The 19,852-nt window shown below is 57.9% G+C and carries 19 protein-coding genes; 9 read left to right on the plus strand and 10 right to left on the minus strand.

Annotated features, from left to right (window positions below; translation table 11 throughout):
- Positions 1–83: 83 nt before the first annotated feature.
- From GOW56_RS16350 to GOW56_RS16370, 5 genes are all read left to right on the plus strand, one after another.
- Positions 84–998: a Hint domain-containing protein gene (locus GOW56_RS16350; protein ID WP_171116607.1), complete on the plus strand. Its 915-nt coding sequence runs from the start codon at positions 84–86 to the stop codon at positions 996–998.
- Between the two features lie 39 nt (positions 999–1,037).
- The gene (gene mtgA, locus GOW56_RS16355; protein WP_171206526.1) at positions 1,038–1,772 is read left to right on the plus strand and encodes a monofunctional biosynthetic peptidoglycan transglycosylase; all 735 of its coding nucleotides are present in this window, start codon (positions 1,038–1,040) and stop codon (positions 1,770–1,772) included.
- Between the two features lie 58 nt (positions 1,773–1,830).
- On the plus strand, positions 1,831–2,496 hold the full coding sequence (locus GOW56_RS16360) for a glutathione S-transferase family protein (RefSeq protein ID WP_152459944.1): 666 nt from the start codon (positions 1,831–1,833) through the stop codon (positions 2,494–2,496).
- Positions 2,497–2,571: 75 nt separating this feature from the next.
- Entirely contained in the window at positions 2,572–3,609 is a 1,038-nt protein-coding gene (queG, locus tag GOW56_RS16365; RefSeq protein WP_171206527.1) for a tRNA epoxyqueuosine(34) reductase QueG, read from the plus strand.
- A 72-nt stretch (positions 3,610–3,681) separates the two neighbouring features.
- Positions 3,682–5,685 carry a hydantoinase/oxoprolinase family protein gene (locus tag GOW56_RS16370; protein ID WP_171206528.1) on the plus strand — a complete coding sequence of 668 codons (2,004 nt, stop codon included), beginning with the start codon at positions 3,682–3,684 and terminating at the stop codon, positions 5,683–5,685.
- A gap of 39 nt (positions 5,686–5,724) precedes the next feature.
- Here the strand turns inward: GOW56_RS16370 and msrA are convergent, their stop codons facing one another.
- Entirely contained in the window at positions 5,725–6,237 is a 513-nt protein-coding gene (gene msrA / locus GOW56_RS16375) for a peptide-methionine (S)-S-oxide reductase MsrA (RefSeq protein ID WP_171171613.1), read from the minus strand.
- On the minus strand, positions 6,237–6,683 hold the full coding sequence (gene msrB / locus GOW56_RS16380; RefSeq protein WP_170345953.1) for a peptide-methionine (R)-S-oxide reductase MsrB: 447 nt from the start codon (positions 6,681–6,683) through the stop codon (positions 6,237–6,239). The genes msrA and msrB overlap by 1 nt, the downstream gene beginning before the upstream one ends.
- A gap of 145 nt (positions 6,684–6,828) precedes the next feature.
- Here msrB and GOW56_RS16385 point away from each other — a divergent pair, with 145 nt between their 5' ends.
- Positions 6,829–7,350: a glutathione peroxidase gene (locus tag GOW56_RS16385; RefSeq protein ID WP_152459672.1), complete on the plus strand. Its 522-nt coding sequence runs from the start codon at positions 6,829–6,831 to the stop codon at positions 7,348–7,350.
- On the opposite strand, the gene GOW56_RS16390 is transcribed toward GOW56_RS16385, so the two are convergent.
- Positions 7,326–8,213, minus strand: coding sequence for a DMT family transporter (locus tag GOW56_RS16390; protein WP_171206529.1), 888 nt, complete (start codon positions 8,211–8,213; stop codon positions 7,326–7,328). The genes GOW56_RS16385 and GOW56_RS16390 overlap by 25 nt on opposite strands.
- Positions 8,214–8,395: 182 nt before the next feature.
- Here GOW56_RS16390 and GOW56_RS16395 point away from each other — a divergent pair, with 182 nt between their 5' ends.
- Entirely contained in the window at positions 8,396–9,592 is a 1,197-nt protein-coding gene (locus GOW56_RS16395) for a BCCT family transporter (RefSeq protein WP_171117252.1), read from the plus strand.
- 201 nt (positions 9,593–9,793) lie between these two features.
- Here the strand turns inward: GOW56_RS16395 and GOW56_RS16400 are convergent, their stop codons facing one another.
- The 5 genes from GOW56_RS16400 to GOW56_RS16420 all read right to left on the minus strand — a co-directional run bounded on the left by GOW56_RS16400 (position 9,794) and on the right by GOW56_RS16420 (position 15,268).
- Complete coding sequence (locus GOW56_RS16400; protein WP_254447244.1) at positions 9,794–10,312, minus strand: CHAP domain-containing protein; 519 nt, start codon at positions 10,310–10,312, stop codon at positions 9,794–9,796.
- A gap of 297 nt (positions 10,313–10,609) precedes the next feature.
- Entirely contained in the window at positions 10,610–10,897 is a 288-nt protein-coding gene (locus GOW56_RS16405; RefSeq protein WP_117871130.1) for an HU family DNA-binding protein, read from the minus strand.
- Between the two features lie 130 nt (positions 10,898–11,027).
- On the minus strand, positions 11,028–12,491 hold the full coding sequence (locus GOW56_RS16410; RefSeq protein ID WP_171206530.1) for an AMP nucleosidase: 1,464 nt from the start codon (positions 12,489–12,491) through the stop codon (positions 11,028–11,030).
- On the minus strand, positions 12,488–14,290 hold the full coding sequence (gene ade, locus GOW56_RS16415; RefSeq protein ID WP_171116594.1) for an adenine deaminase: 1,803 nt from the start codon (positions 14,288–14,290) through the stop codon (positions 12,488–12,490). Before ade ends, GOW56_RS16410 begins: the two co-directional genes overlap by 4 nt.
- Before the next feature lie 108 nt (positions 14,291–14,398).
- Positions 14,399–15,268, minus strand: coding sequence for a LysR substrate-binding domain-containing protein (locus GOW56_RS16420; RefSeq protein ID WP_171206531.1), 870 nt, complete (start codon positions 15,266–15,268; stop codon positions 14,399–14,401).
- 112 nt (positions 15,269–15,380) lie between these two features.
- Between GOW56_RS16420 and GOW56_RS16425 the strand changes: the two genes are divergently transcribed.
- Complete coding sequence (locus GOW56_RS16425; protein ID WP_171206532.1) at positions 15,381–16,136, plus strand: class II aldolase and adducin N-terminal domain-containing protein; 756 nt, start codon at positions 15,381–15,383, stop codon at positions 16,134–16,136.
- A 52-nt stretch (positions 16,137–16,188) separates the two neighbouring features.
- On the opposite strand, the gene GOW56_RS16430 is transcribed toward GOW56_RS16425, so the two are convergent.
- Positions 16,189–16,821, minus strand: a complete 633-nt coding sequence (locus GOW56_RS16430; protein ID WP_171206533.1) for a class I SAM-dependent methyltransferase — start codon at positions 16,819–16,821, stop codon at positions 16,189–16,191.
- Positions 16,822–16,909: 88 nt separating this feature from the next.
- On the opposite strand from GOW56_RS16430, the gene GOW56_RS16435 reads away from it, so the two are divergent.
- Positions 16,910–17,755: an SDR family oxidoreductase gene (locus tag GOW56_RS16435; protein WP_171206534.1), complete on the plus strand. Its 846-nt coding sequence runs from the start codon at positions 16,910–16,912 to the stop codon at positions 17,753–17,755.
- 5 nt (positions 17,756–17,760) lie between these two features.
- Here GOW56_RS16435 and GOW56_RS16440 read toward each other — a convergent pair whose 3' ends face one another.
- Positions 17,761–19,380: a GMC family oxidoreductase gene (locus tag GOW56_RS16440; RefSeq protein ID WP_171206535.1), complete on the minus strand. Its 1,620-nt coding sequence runs from the start codon at positions 19,378–19,380 to the stop codon at positions 17,761–17,763.
- Positions 19,381–19,852 lie beyond the last annotated feature (472 nt).

Below are 19,852 nucleotides of genomic sequence, written 5' to 3' on the forward strand. Positions count from 1 at the left end.
GAATTTCGCCATGCTTTTTTCACCTTGTAGTGATAGCCATTGCCTGTTTCGGTTTCTAATGGTGACAGAGTAGGGGCAACAGTATGCCAACGACATATCGCGATCAGTTCTTCACCTTTGATCCCGCAAGCCCGCCACCAGCGGGAACGGCCGTCGCGGTCAGCAATTTCACCCTGACTGATGCGAATGATGACAATCTTATTGACGCGCCCAGTGGTGACACGGTCAACGGTCAAGACGTTACAAATTCCTGGCCAGGCGATACTGTAACGATCAACGTGTCAGGCGTTGGGAACGTGACCTATACAGGAACCACGTTCTACCTGGCCGATGGGTCTCGGGCTTTCACCCCCACAGACGGCCAGGTTCTGCAGCCCGGAACGCTGGTGTCGACCACTTTTGTTAACACACAAGGCCCCCTGAATGTCGGAAATCTGGGACCGCCGTGTTTTACGGCAGGGACCATGATCGCGACACCGGAAGGTGAGCGCGCGGTTGAGGGTTTGAAGGCTGGTGATCTGGTCATCACGGTGGATCACGGGCCACAACCCTTGATCTGGGTCGGGTGTACAACCGTCGCAGCCGAAGGCAAATTGGCCCCAATCCGTTTCGATGCCGGGGTGTTTGGTCTGGATCGCCCATTGCTGGTTTCACCGCAGCACCGGATGCTGATCGAAGACTGGCAGGCGTCCTATCTGTTCGGCCATACCGAAGCGCTGGTTCCGGCGCATACTCTGGTCAACGATGACACCGTGAAACGGGTCGAGGGCGGTGAGGTTGAATATTTCCACCTGTTGTTCAAACAGCATGAGATCGTTTTCGCCAACGGAGCAAAAAGTGAAAGCTATTATCCCGGACACGCGTTATCAGCTTCGGATCGTGAAACGCAAAGCGAAGTTCTGCACTTGTTTCCCGAGTTGACCGGGCTTGATCCGATGTCGCTGAAAACCGCGCGCCCAATTGTTCATCCGCGCGAGGCGCGCGCTTTCGCGATTTAGGCCGTTTCAAACCGGAACCTTGCGTCGTATAGCTGAGACATGGCGAAGAAAGCAGCCCGCAAATCCGGCGGAAAAAAACGCAAGGCATCCAGAAAGAAGGAACCAGTGGCGCGGCAGATTCGCCGCTGGGTAACGCGAGCGGCCATGGCGGTTTTGGGCCTCGTGGTTGCTCTGGTCCTGATTTATTCGGTGGTGAACCCTCCTGTCACCCACACCATCTGGTCGGAATGGCGCCGGCTGGGAAAGGTTGAACGCGAATGGGTTCCGATCGAAGACATGGCACCGATCATGGCAAGATCAGTTGTTGCAGCCGAGGACGCAAATTTCTGCCTGCATTGGGGCTTTGACGTAGAAGCCATCCGCGACGCGCTTGAGGATGGCGGCAATCGTGGTGCCTCGACCATCACGCAACAGGTGGTGAAGAATGTGTTCCTCTGGCAGGGCCGCAGCTGGGTGCGCAAGGCTTTGGAAACCTCGATCACGCCGGTGGTTGAAATATTCTGGAGCAAACAGCGTATTCTTGAGGTGTATCTGAATGTCGCCGAAACCGGAAATGGCGTATTCGGGGTCGAAGCTGCGGCGCAACGCTATTTCAACACCAGCGCGGCAAAGCTGACTTCGGTTCAAGCGGCGCGGATTGCCGCAATCCTGCCGTCCCCGCGCAACCGGTCGGTCACGGATCCGACTGCGCGCACCCGCAGACGGGCGGCTTCGATCCTCGATGGGGCGGCCACCATCCGCGCAGATGGTCGCGCGGATTGTTTCGAGGATTGAAACCCGCTATCTGCCAAGGCTAAGTCTGTCGGGTATTCACTGGTTCGAATGGAAGTCCATGGCGCGTCTGTTTCACGTTCCCCTCTCTCCGTATTGTCGCAAGGTCCGTCTGTCGCTGGCGGAGAAGAAGATCGAGGTTGAGCTGGTAGAAGAGCGATACTGGGAACAGGATCCTGATTTTCTGCGGCGCAACCCGGCGGGAAAAGTACCCGTGTTGCGTCTGGACGGGCAGATCATGTCGGAAAGCGCTGCGATCTGCGAATACATCGAAGAAACCCGCCCTGAGCCAGCTTTGATGCCGAAAACCCCCGAAGCCAGGTTTGAAGTAAGACGCCTTGTCGGGTGGTTCGACGACAAGTTTCACCACGAGGTGACATCGAAGCTGTTGTATGAGCGAGTGAACAAAAAGGTGACAGGACAGGGGTATCCGGACAGCAAGAACGTCAAACAGGGTGCCAAGGCGATCAAATACCATCTGGATTACATGGCGTGGCTGCTGGATCACCGCCGTTGGTTGGCCGGGGATCAGATGACATTGGCGGATTTCGCGGCCGCGGCGCATCTGTCTTCGCTGGACTACATCTCGGACGTGGACTGGAACCGCAGCCAGGTGGTCAAGGACTGGTATGCCAAGATCAAGTCTCGACCGGCATTTCGGTCAATTCTGGCGGATCAGGTGCCGGGGTTCCGACCGCCGCCCCATTACGCTGATCTGGATTTCTGATAGGGTGCGCAAGGGGGGGCTGTCTGCCCCCCATCGCGCCAAGGGCGCGATTCCCCCCGAGGATATTTTGGCCAGATGAAGAGCGGATCGGATCTTAAGGAAAAGCTGGTGCAACAAGCCCAGGCAGAGGGGTTTGTTGCCTGTCGCGTGTGCCGCCCTTGGGATGTTCCACAGGTGCCGAAACGCTTACGGGCCTATCTGGACGCCGGGTACCACGGGCAAATGGGATGGATGGCCGAGCGCACGCATTGGCGTGGCGATCCTGCCGCGCTTTGGCCCGAGGCGCAATCGGTGGTCATGTTGGCTGAAAGCTATACGCCGGAACATGACCCGACGGAGATCCTGAAACACCCGGATCGTGGTGCAATTTCGGTCTATGCGCAGAACAAGGACTATCATGATCTGGTCAAGAAGCGGCTGAAGCGCTTGGCGCGATGGTTGATTGCCGAAGCCGGAGGTGAGGTAAAGGTATTCGTCGATACCGCTCCGGTTCCCGAGAAGGCGCTGGGATATGCCGCCGGACTGGGGTGGCAGGGTAAGCACACCAATCTTGTAAGCCGCGAATGGGGAAATTGGGCCTTTATAGGGTCTGTTTTCACTACTCTGGACCTACCGGCGGACAATTCAGAGATCGATCATTGCGGGTCGTGCCGCGCCTGTCTGGACAGTTGCCCGACCGATGCGTTTCCGGCCCCGTATCAACTGGATGCACGGCGGTGCATTTCATACCTGACCATTGAGCATAAAGGCCCGGTGGACCATGAGCTGCGCGGAAAGTTGGGCAATCGGATCTATGGCTGCGACGATTGTCTGGCGGCCTGTCCATGGAACAAGTTTGCCGTCGCAGCGAGCGATATGCGCTATGCCGCCCGGGACGATCTGAAAGCGCCCGGTTTGGAAGAACTGGCGGCGCTGGACGATGCCGCTTTTCGTGCAAAGTTTTCCGGCTCGCCGATCAAACGAATCGGCCGGGACCGGTTCGTGCGCAATGTTCTGTATGCCATTGGAAACTCGGGACAGCCGAAACTGAAAACAGTGGCTCAGCGTCTGTTGGAAGACCCGGATGAGACCGTGGCAGAGGCGGCGCGCTGGGCGGTGGAACAACTGTCATAATTGCCGCAAACAGGCTGGACGTGTCGTGCATAACCGCTAAACCCATCGGCGGCGAACAGACAGGAGGACCCGATGACGTTGTCTTTGGGGGTAGATACGGGCGGAACCTATACCGACGCGGTGTTGATCAGGGATGAGAAAGAGGTCATCGCCTCGGCCAAGTCGCTGACCACCCGGGCGGATCTGGCGATTGGTGTGGGCAAGGCGATCTCGTCTGTGCTGGCAGAGGCGCAGGTCACGCCGGATCAGATCTCGATGGCGTCATTGTCGACGACGCTGGCCACGAATGCTCTGGTCGAGGGGCAGGGCGGTCGTGTCGCGTTGATCTATATCGGGTTCAAGGACAGTGATCTTGAAAAACACGGGCTGAAAGAGGCGTTGAAGGGCGATCCGGCCCTGGTGATTGCCGGTGGGCATACCCATTCCGGCGGGCAGGCTGCCGCCTTGGATGTCGCAGCGCTTGAGGCCTTTTTGGAGTCGCATAAGGGAATTTCCGGCTTTGCGGTTGCTGCTCAGTTCGCCACCCGCAACCCGGCGCATGAGTTGGAAGCGGCGCGCATAATCTCGGAAAGAACCGGGGCGCCGGTGACCTGTTCGCATCACTTGTCCGCCAAGCTCAATGGTCCGAAACGCGCGGTGACGGCTGTGCTGAATGCGCGGCTGATCGGGATGATCGACCGATTGATCGGGCGTGCACAGGATCAGCTGCATGCGCTGGGAATTTCGGCGCCGATGATGGTGGTGCGCGGCGATGGCGCCCTGATGAGCGCGGAACAGGCCCGGGAACGTCCGATCGAGACTATTCTGAGCGGGCCTGCGGCTTCTATCGTCGGGGCGCGATGGCTTACCGGAGCGGACAATGCGCTGGTCTCGGACATCGGGGGAACGACCACCGATGTCGCACTTATCCGGGACGGAAAGCCCGCGATCGACCCGGCCGGGGCGCAGGTGGGTGGGTTTCGCACCATGGTCGAGGCCGTGGCGATGCGAACCCACGGTCTGGGCGGCGACAGTCAGGTTCATGTTGCGACCGAAGGGTTGCGGGGCGGTGTTTTCCTGGGCCCGCGTCGCGTGTTGCCCGTTTCGCTGATCGCATCAGAAGCGCCCGACGTTGTGCATTCTGTACTGGATGAACAATTGCGGGCCACGACCGTGGGCGAGCATGATACGCGTTTTGCCCGCCGCGTGCCCGGCATCCATGCTGAAGGAGTCGGCGCGCGGGAAGAATGCCTGCTGGAGAGGCTGGGAGATCGCGTTCTGCCCCTGAGCGCCTTGCTGCGGTCTCGGATGGAGAACGGGGCGCTGATGCGCCTGGTCGATCGCGGAATCATCCAGGTGTCTGGGGTTACGCCATCTGATGCCAGCCACGTGTTGGGGCGCGTTCGTGCCTGGGATGTCGATGCGGCGCGCAAGGCATTGGAACTGATGGCACGCAAACGGGTCGGGTCAGGGGATATGTTGGCAAACTCTCCCGAAGCGTTGGCCCAGATGATCGTGGATCAATTGACGGAACAGACCAGTTTGATCTTGTTAGAGGCTGCTTTTGACGAAGAGCAGGTTGGTTTTGGTCTGCCTTCGCAAGACTTGGCGCGTCATGTGCTGACACAGCGCGGGTTGGCACAACACCGTGGGTTGCTGTCGCTGAGCGCTGCTTTGAATGTGGATGTGGTTGGCCTTGGGGCGTCGGCCCCCAGCTATTACCCTGCGGTGGGTGAACGGCTGCACTGCCGAATGATCCTGCCGGAACATGCGGGCGTGGCAAATGCGATTGGTGCTGTCGTGGGGCGGCTGACCCTGCGTCGCTCGGGCACCGTCACATCCCCGGCGGAAGGGCGATATCGTGTGCATCTGGAGGATGGCCCGAAGGACTTCGCCGCGTCAGAGGACGCTCTGGCCCTGTTGGAAAAGGTTTTGATGTCCGAAGCAGAGGGCGCAGTACGAGAAGCCGGCGCAGAAGACATTCGCGTGATCGTGGATCGTGACATCAAAACCGCGCGAGTCGAGGCAAAGGACGTTTTTGTCGAGGCCCTGATCACGGTCGAGGCAAGCGGACGTCCACGGGTGGCCGCGGGCTAGCCCCCCTGAAAGCTTCAGAGGGGCCGGGCAGGTGGTGCTTTATTCTGCTGCGCTTGAGCGTTTGGGCAGGACCCAATCCTGACGCGGGAAGTGGCAGGTATAGCCGTTCGGAATCCGCTCCAGATAATCCTGATGCTCTGGTTCGGCTTCCCAGAACTCTCCGACAGGTTCGACCTCGGTCACGACTTTTCCGGGCCACAAGCCGCTGGCATTCACGTCGGCGATGGTGTCCAGGGCCACCTGTTTCTGCGAGTCATCCACGTAGTAGATCGCAGATCGATAGCTCATGCCGATATCGTTGCCCTGACGGTTGACCGTGGTCGGGTCATGGATCTGAAAGAAGAATTCCAGCAGGTCGCGATAGCTGATCCGAGACTGATCGAACCAGATCTCGATCCCTTCCGCGTGGGTGCCGTGATTGCGATAGGTCGCGTTGGGCACGTCACCGCCGGTATAGCCGACACGCGTACGTGACACGCCCGGCAGTTTGCGGATCAGGTCCTGCATCCCCCAGAAGCAGCCCCCGGCCAGTACAGCGCGTTGCTCGGTCATCAAATATCCTCCACATGAATCAGGTATTCGCCATAACCTTCGGCTTCCATCTCATCCCGATGAATGAACCGAAGCGAGGCAGAGTTGATGCAGTACCGCAAACCGCCATGTTCACGCGGACCGTCCGGGAAGACATGCCCCAGATGGCTGTCGCCGTGTTTCGAACGAACCTCGGTCCGGATCATGCCATGCGTGGTATCGCGGAACTCTTCGACATGTTCGTGCACGATCGGCTTGGTGAAACTGGGCCAGCCGCACCCGGATTCGTATTTGTGGGTCGAGGCAAACAGCGGTTCACCCGATACGATATCCACATAAATACCGGGTTCCTTGTTGTTCAGGTATTTCCCGGTGCCCGGACGTTCTGTACCACTGCGCTGGGTGACGTGAAACTCTTCGGGCGAAAGCGCAGCAATGGCCGTGGGGTCTTTGGTATAGCGAGTCATGGATCCTCCGGCTGAAATAGTGTTTGCGCCATTATCTGGGGGCTGCGGGGTGGAAAGCAAAGCGATATTTCAAACCGCTCTCGCAGTCGTGCAAGTGATCTGAACAACAGAGTCACGCGTATCTGAATTAAAGGGAGGACAAGACATGATGAGATTGCTGCTTTTGACTGCCCTGATCTTGCTGGGCCGCGCCGTTCAGGCGGCACCGCTGACCGGTGAGTTCGACTCGATCGACGGAGGCACATTGGCCATCGAAGAGTGGCGCGGCCAACCCATCCTGGTGGTCAACACCGCGTCACAATGTGGGTTTACCGGGCAATACAAGGCTCTGCAAAAGGTGCATGAGGCCTATTCCGGCAAGGGGCTGGTCGTTCTTGCGGTTCCGTCGGATTCGTTCAATCAGGAACTTGGGTCCGCGGAAGAGGTGAAACAGTTCTGCGAGATGAACTATGGGCTGACCCTGCCGATGACGGATATCACTCCGGTCAAAGGGGCTGACGCTCACCCGTTTTATAAGGCCGTTGCCGCGCAGACCGGGTTCACGCCCAAGTGGAACTTCAACAAGATCCTGATCGATCCTGAGGGTGAAGTTGCGGCGACTTTCGGGTCAAATGTAAAACCCGATTCCCGCAAACTGCTGTCTCAGGTCGAAGCTTTGCTGCCCTGAACGGGCTGGCGTGAAAGCTGAACCGCAAGAATGCCAAGGGTTGTAACCGTGACGCCAACCGCATCCATGGCGCCTAGCTTCTCGCCCAGCAGGATCGCCGCGATGGTGACCCCGAACACGGGGTTCAAAAAGTGGAAGGTGGCGGCCCGAACGGCTCCGATCCGGTCCAACAGCAGGAACCAGATCAGTGTCGCCAGCAAACCGGGGAAAAGGGTTGTGTAGGTAAAGGCCAGCGCCAGTGGCAGCGTCGGGTGGATGTAGATGGTTTCAAAGACCGGAGCAGCCGCAAACAGCGCGGCTGAACCAACCAGCATCTGCAAGCCGACGACCATCATGAAGTTCCCGCCGGATGTTGCACCGCGAACGGCCAAGGTTGCAAAGGTCAAGGCAAGAGCACCCAAACCGCAAAGCGCGACCCCGAACATATCAACACCCGCGCTGATCCGGCTGCTCATGATAAGGGCGACTCCGGCGAAACCGGCGAACAGACCCAAAACACCCAGTGGCCGCAGCTTTTCGTCGAAAATCAACCACCCCGCCAGCGCCACCAACAAGGGCATGGTGGATGCGATTATGGCCGCGACCGAAGCCTCGACCGTTTGCATCGCATAGAAGTTCAGACCCAAATACAGGGCATTTTGGCAGATCCCGAACAATATCGTTGCGCGCCATTGGTTTCGGGTCAGGTGCCAGCTTTGCCCCATCGCGCGAGCAATCATGACTCCCAGAACACCGGAGATCAGAAACCTCAAGGCCAGCGAAAACAGAGGGGACGCATCCGCCACGATAATACGCGCTGAGGTAAAGGCAGATGACCAGATCAGGGCAAATGTCAGCCCCATGGCTATGGCGCGCAGATCCATGGAGACCCCCTGTCACTTTGCGCGGACTGTTCCTGATTTTGGGATCGGTCGCAAGCGGTGCGCGTCAAAAAAGACACATGCGTGATGCAAGAAAAGTCTTGCGCATGTTTATATTGATTGACCGGCCAATTAAAGATATCGGCGGCAGGACCTGACATATCAAGGGAGGTTTGTCGGTGCTTCTGGAGTACATTCTATCGTTCGGCGTCCTGCTGGCATTGGGGCTGGTCGCTTTCTTCGTCGTGAAATGGTGGAACCTGCGCTGTGTCGGCGTGACACCGGTTCATCTGTTCACGTTCATCGCGATTCTGTTCACATCCGGCCTGGATGTCGGCCTGATCATGTTTCCACTGACCGAATTCGGAGGATACGCCGAGGATCCGGCCTATGCCTTTGCCAACCCGCTGGCGATCGAATTCGGATTCTGGGGTTTCCTGATCTGGGCCTTCTATTTCCTGACGGCCTTCTACTTCTGCGTGATAGAACCCCGCGTGAAGTTCTTTGAGATCCCGCTGGTCAAGCTGATCAACAACGTGGTGATCATTGGCACATGCGCCTTCACCGCCAGCCTGTTCCTGATCTACCTGCCCGGCTATCTGCCCGAGGTCGGAGATGGTGAATCCGTCGTTACCACCTTCTACATCATCGTGTTTGTCGTCATTCTGGCGGCGGCCTATTCCTCGACCGATCTGAAATACGTTCGCATCCTGTCCGTCGGTTCGACCTTTCTGTTCCTTGCCCTGATTCTGGGCATGTGGGCAGCCGCAGGTATGGGCGTGACCGGGTTCGTGGAAACCGGCAGCAATATCGGCGCCTATTTCGCCAACCTGCACAAGTTCGTCCTGCCATTGACCGACTATCACGCGTTCTACCTGTTCTGGTGGTTTGCATGGTCGATCATGATCGGACAGTTTACGTCGCGCTTTGTGGGTGGTCTGACCACGTGGCAGTTGCTGGCCGCGCTGTTGATCTTCCCGTCGATCCCGCTGGGGATCTGGTTCACTGTACTTTATTATTACCACCTGAACGGCATCAGTACCGCTGGCATCACCAACATTGCGATGGTGATCGTAGGTGTAACGTTCGTGATCAACTCTCTGGACTCGCTGATCCGTCTGTACACCGACAACCTGAACCTGACCGTCGAGCGGTTCGGAAAGGCGATCTATGTGGCGGGCAACGTCGCGCTGCTGTTTGTCCTGACCCTGCTGTTCCAAAGCCAGTGGCTGCAAATCCAGTGGATCGGAGCGGTCGTAGTTGGACTGTATCTGGCTTGTGTCGTCTATATCCTGATCACCAAACGCCAGGAGGTATTGAGCATCGACTCGATGCCAGAAGATCGTGATCTGGACTTCCACAAGGTTGAAACGGTCCACTGACCGGACCAGAGACACAAAACAGAAACGGGCACCTCTGGTGCCCGTTTCTATTTTTACCGACAATATTGCAGCTTTGGACAATCTGCGGGCTTTTCAACCACGCGACATCCCAACCCGGACGGCGGCTGCCTTTACGGCACGATCAAAAGGAATGTTGCCCGCGTTGCAATCAACCCGCCCGTGAAATGAAGTTGGGCAAGGCTATTCGTCAACCGCCGGATAGATGAACCCGTTTACCGGGTAGGGATTGCCGTAGCGGCCCGGTTGGCTTTCAACCCGAACCAACGTCCAGTCATTGTTTTTTGAGACATCTTTGACGCCCATCTTCAACGACACCTTGTTTCGGTGCCAGTTGGCATGATTCACGATGACTTCCCGGTCGGTGACGATATCGGACACGACAGCCACATGGCCCAGGGGCATTCCGCGGGTTGCCCGAAACGACATAACCGCACCAACAACCGGTTCCTTGCCGCGCTCAAACACTTGCTGCGCCCTTCCCCACCAGTCGTTCGCATTGCCGCGAATTTCAATACCGCTGAGGTCTCGGGCGTAGGGCACGCACCATACTCTTTGCCCTCTGGCCCGCTTTTTCGAGACCTCTTGCAGCGCCATCAACTGACGTTCAGGGTCGAGATTTTCATTGGTGGTGCTTTGCGCGCAGGCAGAGACAAGAGTGATAAGACCCACCGCAATCGCGGAACGGGTGCTGCCAGACAAGCGCGGCCAAATCGTTTTCTTTCTACAGACGCTGTTTTGCAAGATACTTCATTGCCGGTTCGAAGATTGACGAAGTTGTAAGGTGATCGGACAAGCCTTGAAAAGAGGCCCGTCAACGCACGGCAAGATTTTGCCAGTTCTCTGACCCTGAGGGCGCATTTTCACTTGGGTGGCGAATATCCGGGCCGAAACATGCTGTGCGAAGCGGGTTCAAACCCGGCAGGCACAACATATTCAAGACGATAGAAAAAGGGCCCCCCGAAGGCGGCCCTTTATCGTTGTCCTGAAAAGCTGAAATCAGCCGTTCACGCTGTCTTTCAGCGCTTTGGCGATGGTCATTTTCACAACCTTGTCGGCTTCTTTGGTGAAGGTTTCACCAGTGGCCGGGTTACGGACCTGACGCTCGGGCCGCTCGCGGCAGTAGATTTTGCCGACGCCGGGCAGGGTCACTGCGCCACCGGCCGAAACTTCGCGGGTAATCAGGCCGGTGATGGCCTCCAGCGCGGAGTTTGCGGATTTCTTGTCGGTTCCCATTTCCTCAGCGAGAGCAGCAACCAGCTGAGTCTTTGTCATAGGCTTTGCCATTTCTTGGTCTCCTTAACGTGCCCGATCTATAGGGCCTCACCGCGTAACTGTAACGGGATATTGTGGCCAAACACAACGAATAGTAGCGCTGAAACCCCTAAAAATATGGGGAAAACGTTGCTTTTTTGCGTCAGAGGAAGGCCGTTTCGTCGAAGGAGCGCAGTTTCCGGCTGTGCAAACGCTCCAACGGCATGCCGCGCAGATGCTCCATCGCCTTGATGCCGATGGCCAGATGTCGGCTGACCTGAGTGGTATAGAACGAAGACGCCATGCCTGGCAGCTTCAATTCTCCGTGCAGGGGTTTGTCCGACACGCACAGCAAAGTGCCGTACGGAACGCGGAACCGATAGCCGTTCGCGGCAATGGTGGCACTTTCCATATCCAGCGCGATCGCCCGGGATTGGCTGAGTCGCTGGACCGGGCCGGACTGATCGCGCAATTCCCAGTTTCGGTTGTCGACCGAAGCCACGGTGCCGGTCCGCATGATCCGCTTCAGCTCATACCCTTCCAGTTTCGTCACATCGGCCACGGCGTGTTCCAGCGCTACCTGAACTTCGGCCAAAGGCGGGATCGGCACCCAGACGGGCAGATCGTCATCCAGAACCTTGTCTTCGCGCAGATAGGCGTGGGCCAGAACGAAATCGCCCAATGCCTGCGTATTGCGTAACCCGGCGCAATGGCCAACCATCAGCCACGCATGCGGGCGCAGAACGGCAATATGGTCGGTGGCGGTTTTTGCATTGGATGGGCCAACACCGATGTTCACCAAAGTAATCCCCGAACCATCTTTGCGCTTCAGGTGATAGGTCGGCATTTGCGGCAGTTTCAGCGGTTGTTCGATAGGTGCCTTTGGGTCCGTGATCTCGGCATTGCCGGTTGAAACAAAGCTGGTATAGCCGCTGGCAGGGTCCGCCAATTGTTCTCGGGCGTAGTTCTCGAATTCCGAGACATAGAACTGGTAGTTCGTAAACAGCACGTGATTCTGAAAGTGACCAGCGTCGGTGGCGGTGTAGTGTGCCAATCTTGCAAGCGAATAATCCACGCGCTGGGCGGTGAAAAGGGACAAGGGTCCAACGGCATCTTCATGGTCATGCACGCCATTGACGATGTCATCATTGGTGGTTGTCAGGTCCGGAACATCAAACACATCGCGCAGGGTGAAGTCGGCCGCGCCCTGATGAGGCACGACCAGATCGGGATTGTTTGCCACGGCAAAATGCACCGGAATCGGCGTGTCCGACGCCGCAATTGTCACAGGTTGACCATGGTTCTTGATCAACAGGGCGATCTGTTGGGTCAGGTAGGATCTGAACAGATCCGGACGCGTCACTGTCGTGGCATGAACACCAGGTTCAGACACATGACCAAAGCTCAGGCGGCTGTCGACTTGGGCATAGGTCGAGGTCTTGATGCGAATTTCCGGATAATAGGCTCTGAATCGCGCGGCAGGTGCCCCATTTTCCATGGCGTCCGCAAAGCTGTCGCACAGGAAATCGGTGGCCTGCACATACAGCTCTTCCAACCGTGCAACAGCGGCGGCGGGATCGGTAAACTGTTCTGGCGCGGGTGCTTGCGGTGTCAGGAGTGTGGTCATGCCAATGGTTCCAGAAGTTCTATTTTTTCGAATGTGCGTACGTCGACCAACCCGAGATCCGATATTCGAAGTTCGGGAATCACGACCAGCGCCAGCAATGAATGCTGCATGTACGCGTTGTTCAGATGACAGCCGCAGTCCTGCATCGCCTGCACCATCCTGTCGGCCTTGGCCGCGACTTCGGCGGCGGGGCTGTCGGACATCAGGCCTGCGATGGGCAGCTCGACCAGTGCCAGTTCCTGCCCGTCCCGGAACAAGGTGATGCCACCGCCCACTTCGGCCAGACGGTTGGCGGCCAGCGCCATCTGATCCCGGTCCGTACCCACGACGATCATGTGATGACTGTCATGCGCCACGGTCGAGGCCATGGCCATTTTTCCCTGATAGCCAAAGCCCGAAACAAAAGCGTTGGTGACGCCCCCGGTGGCCTGGTGCCGCTCGACCAGCGCGATCTGGCACACTTCGCCTTCGCCCTCGACGAGCCCGCCAATGATCGGCAATTCGGCCTTCAACGCCTTGGTCGGGGCCTGGTTTTCAACCACGCCGATGACGTTGGCCTGAACTTTGTTGGCCCCTTCCGGTGCCTTGATCTCAAAATCGGCCGACGTCAGCGCATGCCCCAGATGAACGGTATTGCGCGATTTTTCGGGCCAGTTCAGATGTGGACAATCCACTTTGATCGCACCGTTTTCCGCGACAACTTGCCCGCGGGCTATCACGATCTCAACCGGCAGTTCGGTCAGATCCGAGCTGAGGATGATATCCGCCCGCCGCCCCGGAGTGACGGAACCGATCTCGCGTTCCAGCCCGAAATGCGTCGCCGTGTTGATCGTCGCCATTTGCAGCGCGACCAGGGGGTCGCATCCGCAAGCAATGGCATGGCGCACGACGCGGTTCATATGCCCGTCATTCACCAATGTGCCGGAATGACAGTCATCTGTACAAAGAATGAAGTTGCGCGGATCCAGCCCTTTTTCTGTCACGGCCGTAATCTGGCTTTCCACATCATACCAGGCCGATCCCAGACGCATCATCGAGCGCATCCCCTGCCGAACCCGTGCAATGGCGTCGGCCTCGCATGTGCCTTCGTGATCATCCGCCGGGCCACCCGCCACGTAAGCCGCAAAATCAGGCCCTAAATCAGGCGAAGCATAGTGCCCTCCGACTGTTTTTCCGGCCCGTTGAGTGGCGGCTATCTCGGCCAGCATCTTGGGATCACCATGGATCACGCCCGGGAAATTCATCATCTCGCCCAGTCCGATGATACCCGGCCAGTTCATCGCCTCGGCCACGTCTTCGGGCGTGATCTCATAGCCCGTCGTTTCCAACCCCGGTGCGGATGGCGCGCAGGATGGCATCTGGGTGAAAATATTGACCGGTTGCATCATGGCTTCGTCATGCATCATGCGCACGCCGTCCAGACCCAGCACATTGGCGATCTCATGCGGATCGGTGAACATGCTGGTTGTTCCATGCGGGATGACGGCACGGGCAAATTCGGCTGGGGTGAGCATTCCGGATTCGATATGCATATGCGCATCACACAAGCCGGGCAAAATGTAGCGCCCTTGTGCTTCGATGATTTCCGTATCCAGACCCACGCAATGCGAGGCATCCGGTCCGACGAATGCTATGCGCCCGGCAGCAATCGCCACAGAATGACCCGGCAGCAATTCGCGGCTGTGTACGTTCACCCAGGTTCCGCCCTGAATGACCATGTCCGCCGCCTCGCGTCCGGCTGCAACTGCGATCAATTTGGGGGCGACATCGGGCCAGCTTGGGAAAGGTGTGTATTCCATGGCTCAACTTTCACGAATGCGTCAGCGGGTGCAACCCCGGTTCTTCGGTCTTGGGGATTCCTCATACATGTTGGGCACGTCTTTCGGTTCTGGCGCGCGCGTTTCCCATTACACCTCAGACCCGATCTCACGCCGCACCCAGTTGGCAAAGGCCACGGCGCCGGGTGTGTCCTCGGCCTGCGGCGACAGCAGCAGATAGTAGGACTCGGGCATTCGCGCACGGTGCTTGAACGGCGCGACCAGCTGACCGCGCTTGATCAGATGACTGGCGATCGTGTCATGTGCCAGGCAAAGACCACCGCCAGCCATGACCGCTGACAGGCAAACCAGATAGGTCGTCGCGTAGGTTATCGGCGGATTTTCCCAATTCAGACCCTGATCTTCCGCCCAGCTTGGCCAGTTGGACAGCAGGTTGGAGCAGTCGAAAAGTGGCTGTTCCTGAAGGTTTTCCAAGCAAACCGGATAATCTGGTGCACAGACCGGATAATAGTGTTCGGTGCGCAGAATTTCGGTTCGGACCGTGTCGGACGGACGAAGCGAGAACCGAATCTCGACCGCCGCGCCTTCGGCCATTTCGCGCGGTTCCCAAAGCTCGGTGAAGACGTTCAATTGAACATGTGGATGTTCCGCTCGAAACGCCGGCAGGCGCGGGGCCAGCCAGTTGACGGCAAAGCTGATGTTGCATTGCACTTGAACCGCGTTTGGTTGCGCACCGGTAACCGCCCGGGTTCCGCGCATCAGTGTCCGGAATGCCTCTCGCACAACTGGCAAATAGGTGATTCCGGCCTCGGTCAGTTCCAGAGCTTTGGGGCGGCGCAGAAACAGTGGCTGCCCCAGATGCCCTTCCAGAGATTTAATCTGCTGGCTGACGGCGCTTTGCGTCATGTTCAGGTCTCGTGCCGCGCCGGTAAACGAGAGATGGCGCGCGGCGGCTTCGAAAGTGCGCAACCAGCCCAGCGGAGGAAGCGAGTTCTGCATCTACATAACCTCGGCATAAGTTCAGCTAATGGGATAGTTGCGTTTTTTTCGTTGGTCAAACTGCCGGGCCCCATGCAGGTTTGGCCACGACCATCCGCGAAAGGAGCCAAGCATGAGCCTCACCAGTCTTCGTCCCAATATCGACCATTGGTCCGAGCGCGTGGATATGGCTGCCACCTTCCGCTGGACGGCCCGGCTGAACATGCATGAGGCGGTTGCCAACCATTTCAGCCTGGCGGTGAATGATGACGGCACGCAGTTTCTGATGAACCCCAATCAGGTGCACTTCGCGCGCATTCGTGCCTCGGATCTATTGTTGCTGGATGCCAATGACCCGAATGTGATGGAACAACCTGGCGCGCCGGACCCGACGGCCTGGGGGCTGCACGGTTCAATCCACCGCCACTGCCCGCATGCGCGTTGCGTCATGCATGTGCATTCGATCTTTGCGACTGTTCTGGCCTCTTTGGCCGACAGTTCATTGCCGCCGATCGATCAGAACACGGCGACCTTTTACAACCGCTACGTGGTAGATGAAGAATTCGGAGGTCTGGCCTTTGAAAGCGAGGGTGAGCGCTGCGCAGGGATGCTGTCCGATCCCAGGAAGAAGGTCATGATCATGGGCAATCACGGTGTTCTGGTCATCGGCAGCGACCCTGCGGATACCTTCAACAGGCTGTATTATTTCGAACGCGCGGCCGAAACCTACATTCGTGCCTTGCAGACCGGGCGGCCCCTGCGCGTCTTGTCCGATGATGTTGCCGAAAAAACAGCGCAAGAGCTGGATGACTATCCCGATCAGGCCGAAGCGCATCTGCGTGAGATCAAAGCGATCCTTGATTGCGAAAGTTCGGACTACGCGACCTGAGGCAAAGCGAAAGGTCGAGGCGGGTGGCTTGATTGCGTCCGAATAACCGGACTCAAACCCGTTCAAACAAAGCAATCAAAGCGGTGTCATCCTTGTTGGGGCCAGCCGCGAGATCTCCGTATATGCGGACTTCGGGCAGGGTCAGGTTGCGAATCTGATCCTGCTCCAGTTCGCGGAAAGCGTCAGCAAAACCCAGTTCCTTGAAATGGCGCGCATTGATCGAAAGGGCAAACTGCGCCCCGTGCCGCGCCACGCGTAACAGCGCGGGCAACACCTCGGGGCCCAAGTGACCATGCGTGAACGTGCCGGATGAAACTATGCCGGAAAAGCTGTGGCGCGGAACGGGGATGCCCTGTGTCAGATCAGCCTCGATCGCGTCCCGGTAAATGTCCTTGCTCATCGCCTGATCCAGCATCTCTGCGCTGATGTCGGTTGCATCAATGGGTCCGATGCCAAGCGCCGACAGCACCGCGCCGCACAGGCCGGTTCCTGCTCCGACATCCAGAACGGGCCCCTGACCGCCCGCGCCGACAAATGCCCGTGCCGTGTGGGTGTGAAGCTGATAATCTTCGCGCGCGGCGAAACTGTCATCATAATCTCCTGCCCATTCCGCATAGAGCTGTCTGTTCTCGTCCGGAGAACTCAGCGCATAGGCCGAATGCAGGTCAGGTGTTTTTTTGCTCATGGCCAACAGAAAGGCGCAATCGAAGATTCGATTCAAGTGCGTCCATGCGGCGCTTGCATCCCGGTACGACGCAGATCATCAAAGGGGCATGACCAAGACGCTCTTTTCATTCGGCCATGGCTATTCTGCCCAGGCCCTGTCCCGAAAACTTGCCCCTAAGGGCTGGAAAATTTTTGGCACGACGCGAGACCTTGAAGGGACGGGTGCAATCCGGGCCTCTGGCGCCGAGCCGCTGATTTGGCCGGGTGATGCACTGAACCTTGATGGGGTGACCCATTTGCTGATCTCGACGGCGCCAGATGAAGCGGGTGATCCTGTGCTGGCGGCGCTGGGCGATGAAATTGCCAAGCGGTCCAGTCAGTTCGATTGGGTGGGCTACTTGTCGACAACGGCCGTCTATGGCGACCATCAGGGTGGTTGGGTGGATGAGGACACGCCGCCCACACCGACCGCCAAGCGCGGAAGATGGCGTATGCTGGCCGAGGAGCAATGGTCGGCCATTCCGGGCCTGCCTGTTCACATCTTCCGTCTAGCGGGTATCTATGGGCCGGGGCGCGGTCCGTTTTCCAAGCTCAAGCGTGGTGGATTGCGGCGCATTATCAAACCGGGGCAGGTGTTTTCGCGCATTCATGTGGAAGACATCGCGCAGATCTTGAAGGCCTCGATGATGAAGCCGAATCCGGGAAGCATCTACAATGTATGTGACGACGAACCGGTCCCGCCGCAGGATGTCATAGGATACGCAGCCGAGTTGCAGGGTTTGCCCCTGCCTCCTGCGGTCCGGTTCGACGACGCCGATCTGACGCCGATGGCGCGCAGTTTCTACAACGAAAACAAGCGGGTTCGAAACGACCGGATCAAGGAAGAACTGGGTATTGATCTGATCTATCCCAATTACCGTGTCGGGCTGGAAGCTCTGATGAAAGGCAAGTAGCGTCCTTACATCGCCGCCGCTTTGATCATGTCCGCCGCTTTTTCGGCTATCATGATCGTGGGCGCGTTTGTATTGCCCGACACCAATGTCGGCATCACCGAGGCATCGACGACTCGCAGGCCTTCAAGCCCGCGCACGCGAAGCTGGGGGTCGACGACCGCCATTTCGTCCACGCCCATTTTGCAGGTGCCCACGGGGTGATAGATCGTGTCGGCGCGGGCGCGGATGTGCTTCTCCCAATCCTGATCGGTCTGGGCGGTATCGGTGCCGAACAGTTCTTTGTGCCGGTACTTGGCCAAAGCTGGCGCGTTGAGGATATCCCGCGCCATTAGCGCGCCTTTGATCATGGTTTGCAGATCGCGTTTGTCTGACAGAAACGCCGGATCGATGGCGGGCGCCGCCGTGGGGTCTGCGCTGTTCAGGCCTACGGTCCCCCGACTTTCCGGCCGCAGCTTGCAAACATGGCAACTGTACCCGTACCCGTAATGCAGCTTGCGGGCATGATCATCGACCATAGCGATGGTGAAATGCAGCTGAATGTCGGGACGCTCCAGATCGGGGGTGGTTTTCAGAAACGCTGCGCCTTCGGCAAATGGCGTAGCCGCCATCGAGACGCCCGTCTTGCTCCACCTTCGAATATGTCGCAACAACCGCTCTGCCCCCGCCGGGCCGATACCAAAATTGTCGGTGTCTTTGGTTTTGAAGATCAGCGCGAAATCCAGATGATCCTGCAAGTTCCGTCCCACGCCAGGCAGTTCGTGGTGAATCGCGATTCCGTGCGGTTCAAGGTCGCTTTTTGCGCCAACACCTGAAACCTGAAGCAGCTGCGGCGTTTTCAAGGCCCCTGCGCACAGCAGGACTTCGCGCTTCGCCTGAATGGTGATGTCTGCGCCCTTGCCTCTCACCCGGTATACAACGCCCGTTGCGCGCTTGCCCTCAAAGCGCAGCCTGCTGGCATGTGCATGCGTGATGACAGTCAGGTTCGGTCGGCCGGAAACTGGGAAAAGATAACCAGCTGCCGCGGAACACCGTTCCCCATTATTTGTCGGGTCGTGAAACTGGGTAACCTGATACAGACCGACGCCTTCGTTATCACCCCGGTTGAAGTCTTCGGTATGGCGGTGTTGCAGCTGCTGTGCGGCTTGAATGAACGCATGGGTGATTGGACGAGGCTCTTTTTGCCGTGAAACCTGCAACGGCCCGCTGTCACCATGCACGCTGTCTGCGCCAAGCTCATTGTTCTCGGCCCGTTTGAAATACGGCAATACGCTGTCCCAGTCCCAGCCGTCGCAGCCCAGATCGGCCCAGCCATCATAGTCCTGCCGCTGACCTCTTACATACAACATGGCGTTGATCGCGCTCGAGCCGCCCAGTGCCTTGCCGCGCGGTTGATATCCTATGCGCCCGTTCAGACCAGGCTGCGGGACCGTTTCAAAGGCCCAGTTGTTGATCCTTGGACGCCCGGGAAGTGCGGTCACAACAGCGGCAGGCATTCTAACGAAAAGGCTTTTCCCACTGCCACCTGCTTCAAGCAGGCAGACACGGGTGGATGGATCTTCGCTCAGGCGATTGGCCAGAACAGAACCGGCCGAACCGCCGCCGACGATGATATAGTCGAAATCCATGCTGTCTTGCGCACCTCTTGCGACGATTTCGTTTTCTTGACTGGTCGGGCAGAGTTACCACCTTCCCGGTGAGAGTGCGTTAACGGAGCAAAAAAACAACTGTGACCCAAAGTCAGTTTCTTGCGTGACCCAGCCTTTTCTTGATGGGCGGGTCCGGGCTGCACGAAAGGTGCAGATAGGTTTTGCAGGTCGTTTCTGTCTGCCGAACCGCTCGATTCCCCCGCAAGGGCAAGTTTTGTGGCTCCTTCTTGGGATATCCGCACGTTCCAGGCGGCATGGAGTTCTTGATTTGTTAAGTTAACTTATTGTTTTGGTTAACAAACACAAGAAAACGACGCGAAATGCAAAGTTTTTTGAAAATGGGGGTTGCAGGTCTCAGACCTAATCCGTAAATACCCCTTCACCGGCGCTGCTGAGGCGGTGCTGACGGGTCGGAGAGACGGCCTGACGGACTGGAAAGACGGTTGAGACG

Origin of the sequence: Ruegeria sp. HKCCA0235A (assembly GCF_013033235.1) — a bacterium.
Taxonomy (GTDB): domain Bacteria; phylum Pseudomonadota; class Alphaproteobacteria; order Rhodobacterales; family Rhodobacteraceae; genus Ruegeria.

Bases quoted from the DNA above. Each gene is read 5' to 3' on its own strand.
- GOW56_RS16430 (WP_171206533.1), bottom strand. From the start codon at position 16,821: ATGAGCAAAAAAACACCTGACCTGCATTCGGCCTATGCGCTGAGTTCT.
- GOW56_RS16360 (WP_152459944.1), top strand. From the start codon at position 1,831: ATGGCGCGTCTGTTTCACGTTCCCCTCTCTCCGTATTGTCGCAAGGTC.
- GOW56_RS16385 (WP_152459672.1), top strand. From the start codon at position 6,829: ATGATGAGATTGCTGCTTTTGACTGCCCTGATCTTGCTGGGCCGCGCC.
- GOW56_RS16420 (WP_171206531.1), bottom strand. From the start codon at position 15,268: ATGCAGAACTCGCTTCCTCCGCTGGGCTGGTTGCGCACTTTCGAAGCC.
- queG (WP_171206527.1), top strand. From the start codon at position 2,572: ATGAAGAGCGGATCGGATCTTAAGGAAAAGCTGGTGCAACAAGCCCAG.
- GOW56_RS16350 (WP_171116607.1), top strand. From the start codon at position 84: ATGCCAACGACATATCGCGATCAGTTCTTCACCTTTGATCCCGCAAGC.
- ade (WP_171116594.1), bottom strand. From the start codon at position 14,290: ATGGAATACACACCTTTCCCAAGCTGGCCCGATGTCGCCCCCAAATTG.
- GOW56_RS16390 (WP_171206529.1), bottom strand. From the start codon at position 8,213: ATGGATCTGCGCGCCATAGCCATGGGGCTGACATTTGCCCTGATCTGG.
- msrA (WP_171171613.1), bottom strand. From the start codon at position 6,237: ATGACCGAGCAACGCGCTGTACTGGCCGGGGGCTGCTTCTGGGGGATG.
- GOW56_RS16440 (WP_171206535.1), bottom strand. From the start codon at position 19,380: ATGGATTTCGACTATATCATCGTCGGCGGCGGTTCGGCCGGTTCTGTT.
- GOW56_RS16410 (WP_171206530.1), bottom strand. From the start codon at position 12,491: ATGACCACACTCCTGACACCGCAAGCACCCGCGCCAGAACAGTTTACC.
- GOW56_RS16370 (WP_171206528.1), top strand. From the start codon at position 3,682: ATGACGTTGTCTTTGGGGGTAGATACGGGCGGAACCTATACCGACGCG.
- mtgA (WP_171206526.1), top strand. From the start codon at position 1,038: ATGGCGAAGAAAGCAGCCCGCAAATCCGGCGGAAAAAAACGCAAGGCA.
- GOW56_RS16405 (WP_117871130.1), bottom strand. From the start codon at position 10,897: ATGGCAAAGCCTATGACAAAGACTCAGCTGGTTGCTGCTCTCGCTGAG.
- GOW56_RS16425 (WP_171206532.1), top strand. From the start codon at position 15,381: ATGAGCCTCACCAGTCTTCGTCCCAATATCGACCATTGGTCCGAGCGC.
- msrB (WP_170345953.1), bottom strand. From the start codon at position 6,683: ATGACTCGCTATACCAAAGACCCCACGGCCATTGCTGCGCTTTCGCCC.
- GOW56_RS16435 (WP_171206534.1), top strand. From the start codon at position 16,910: ATGACCAAGACGCTCTTTTCATTCGGCCATGGCTATTCTGCCCAGGCC.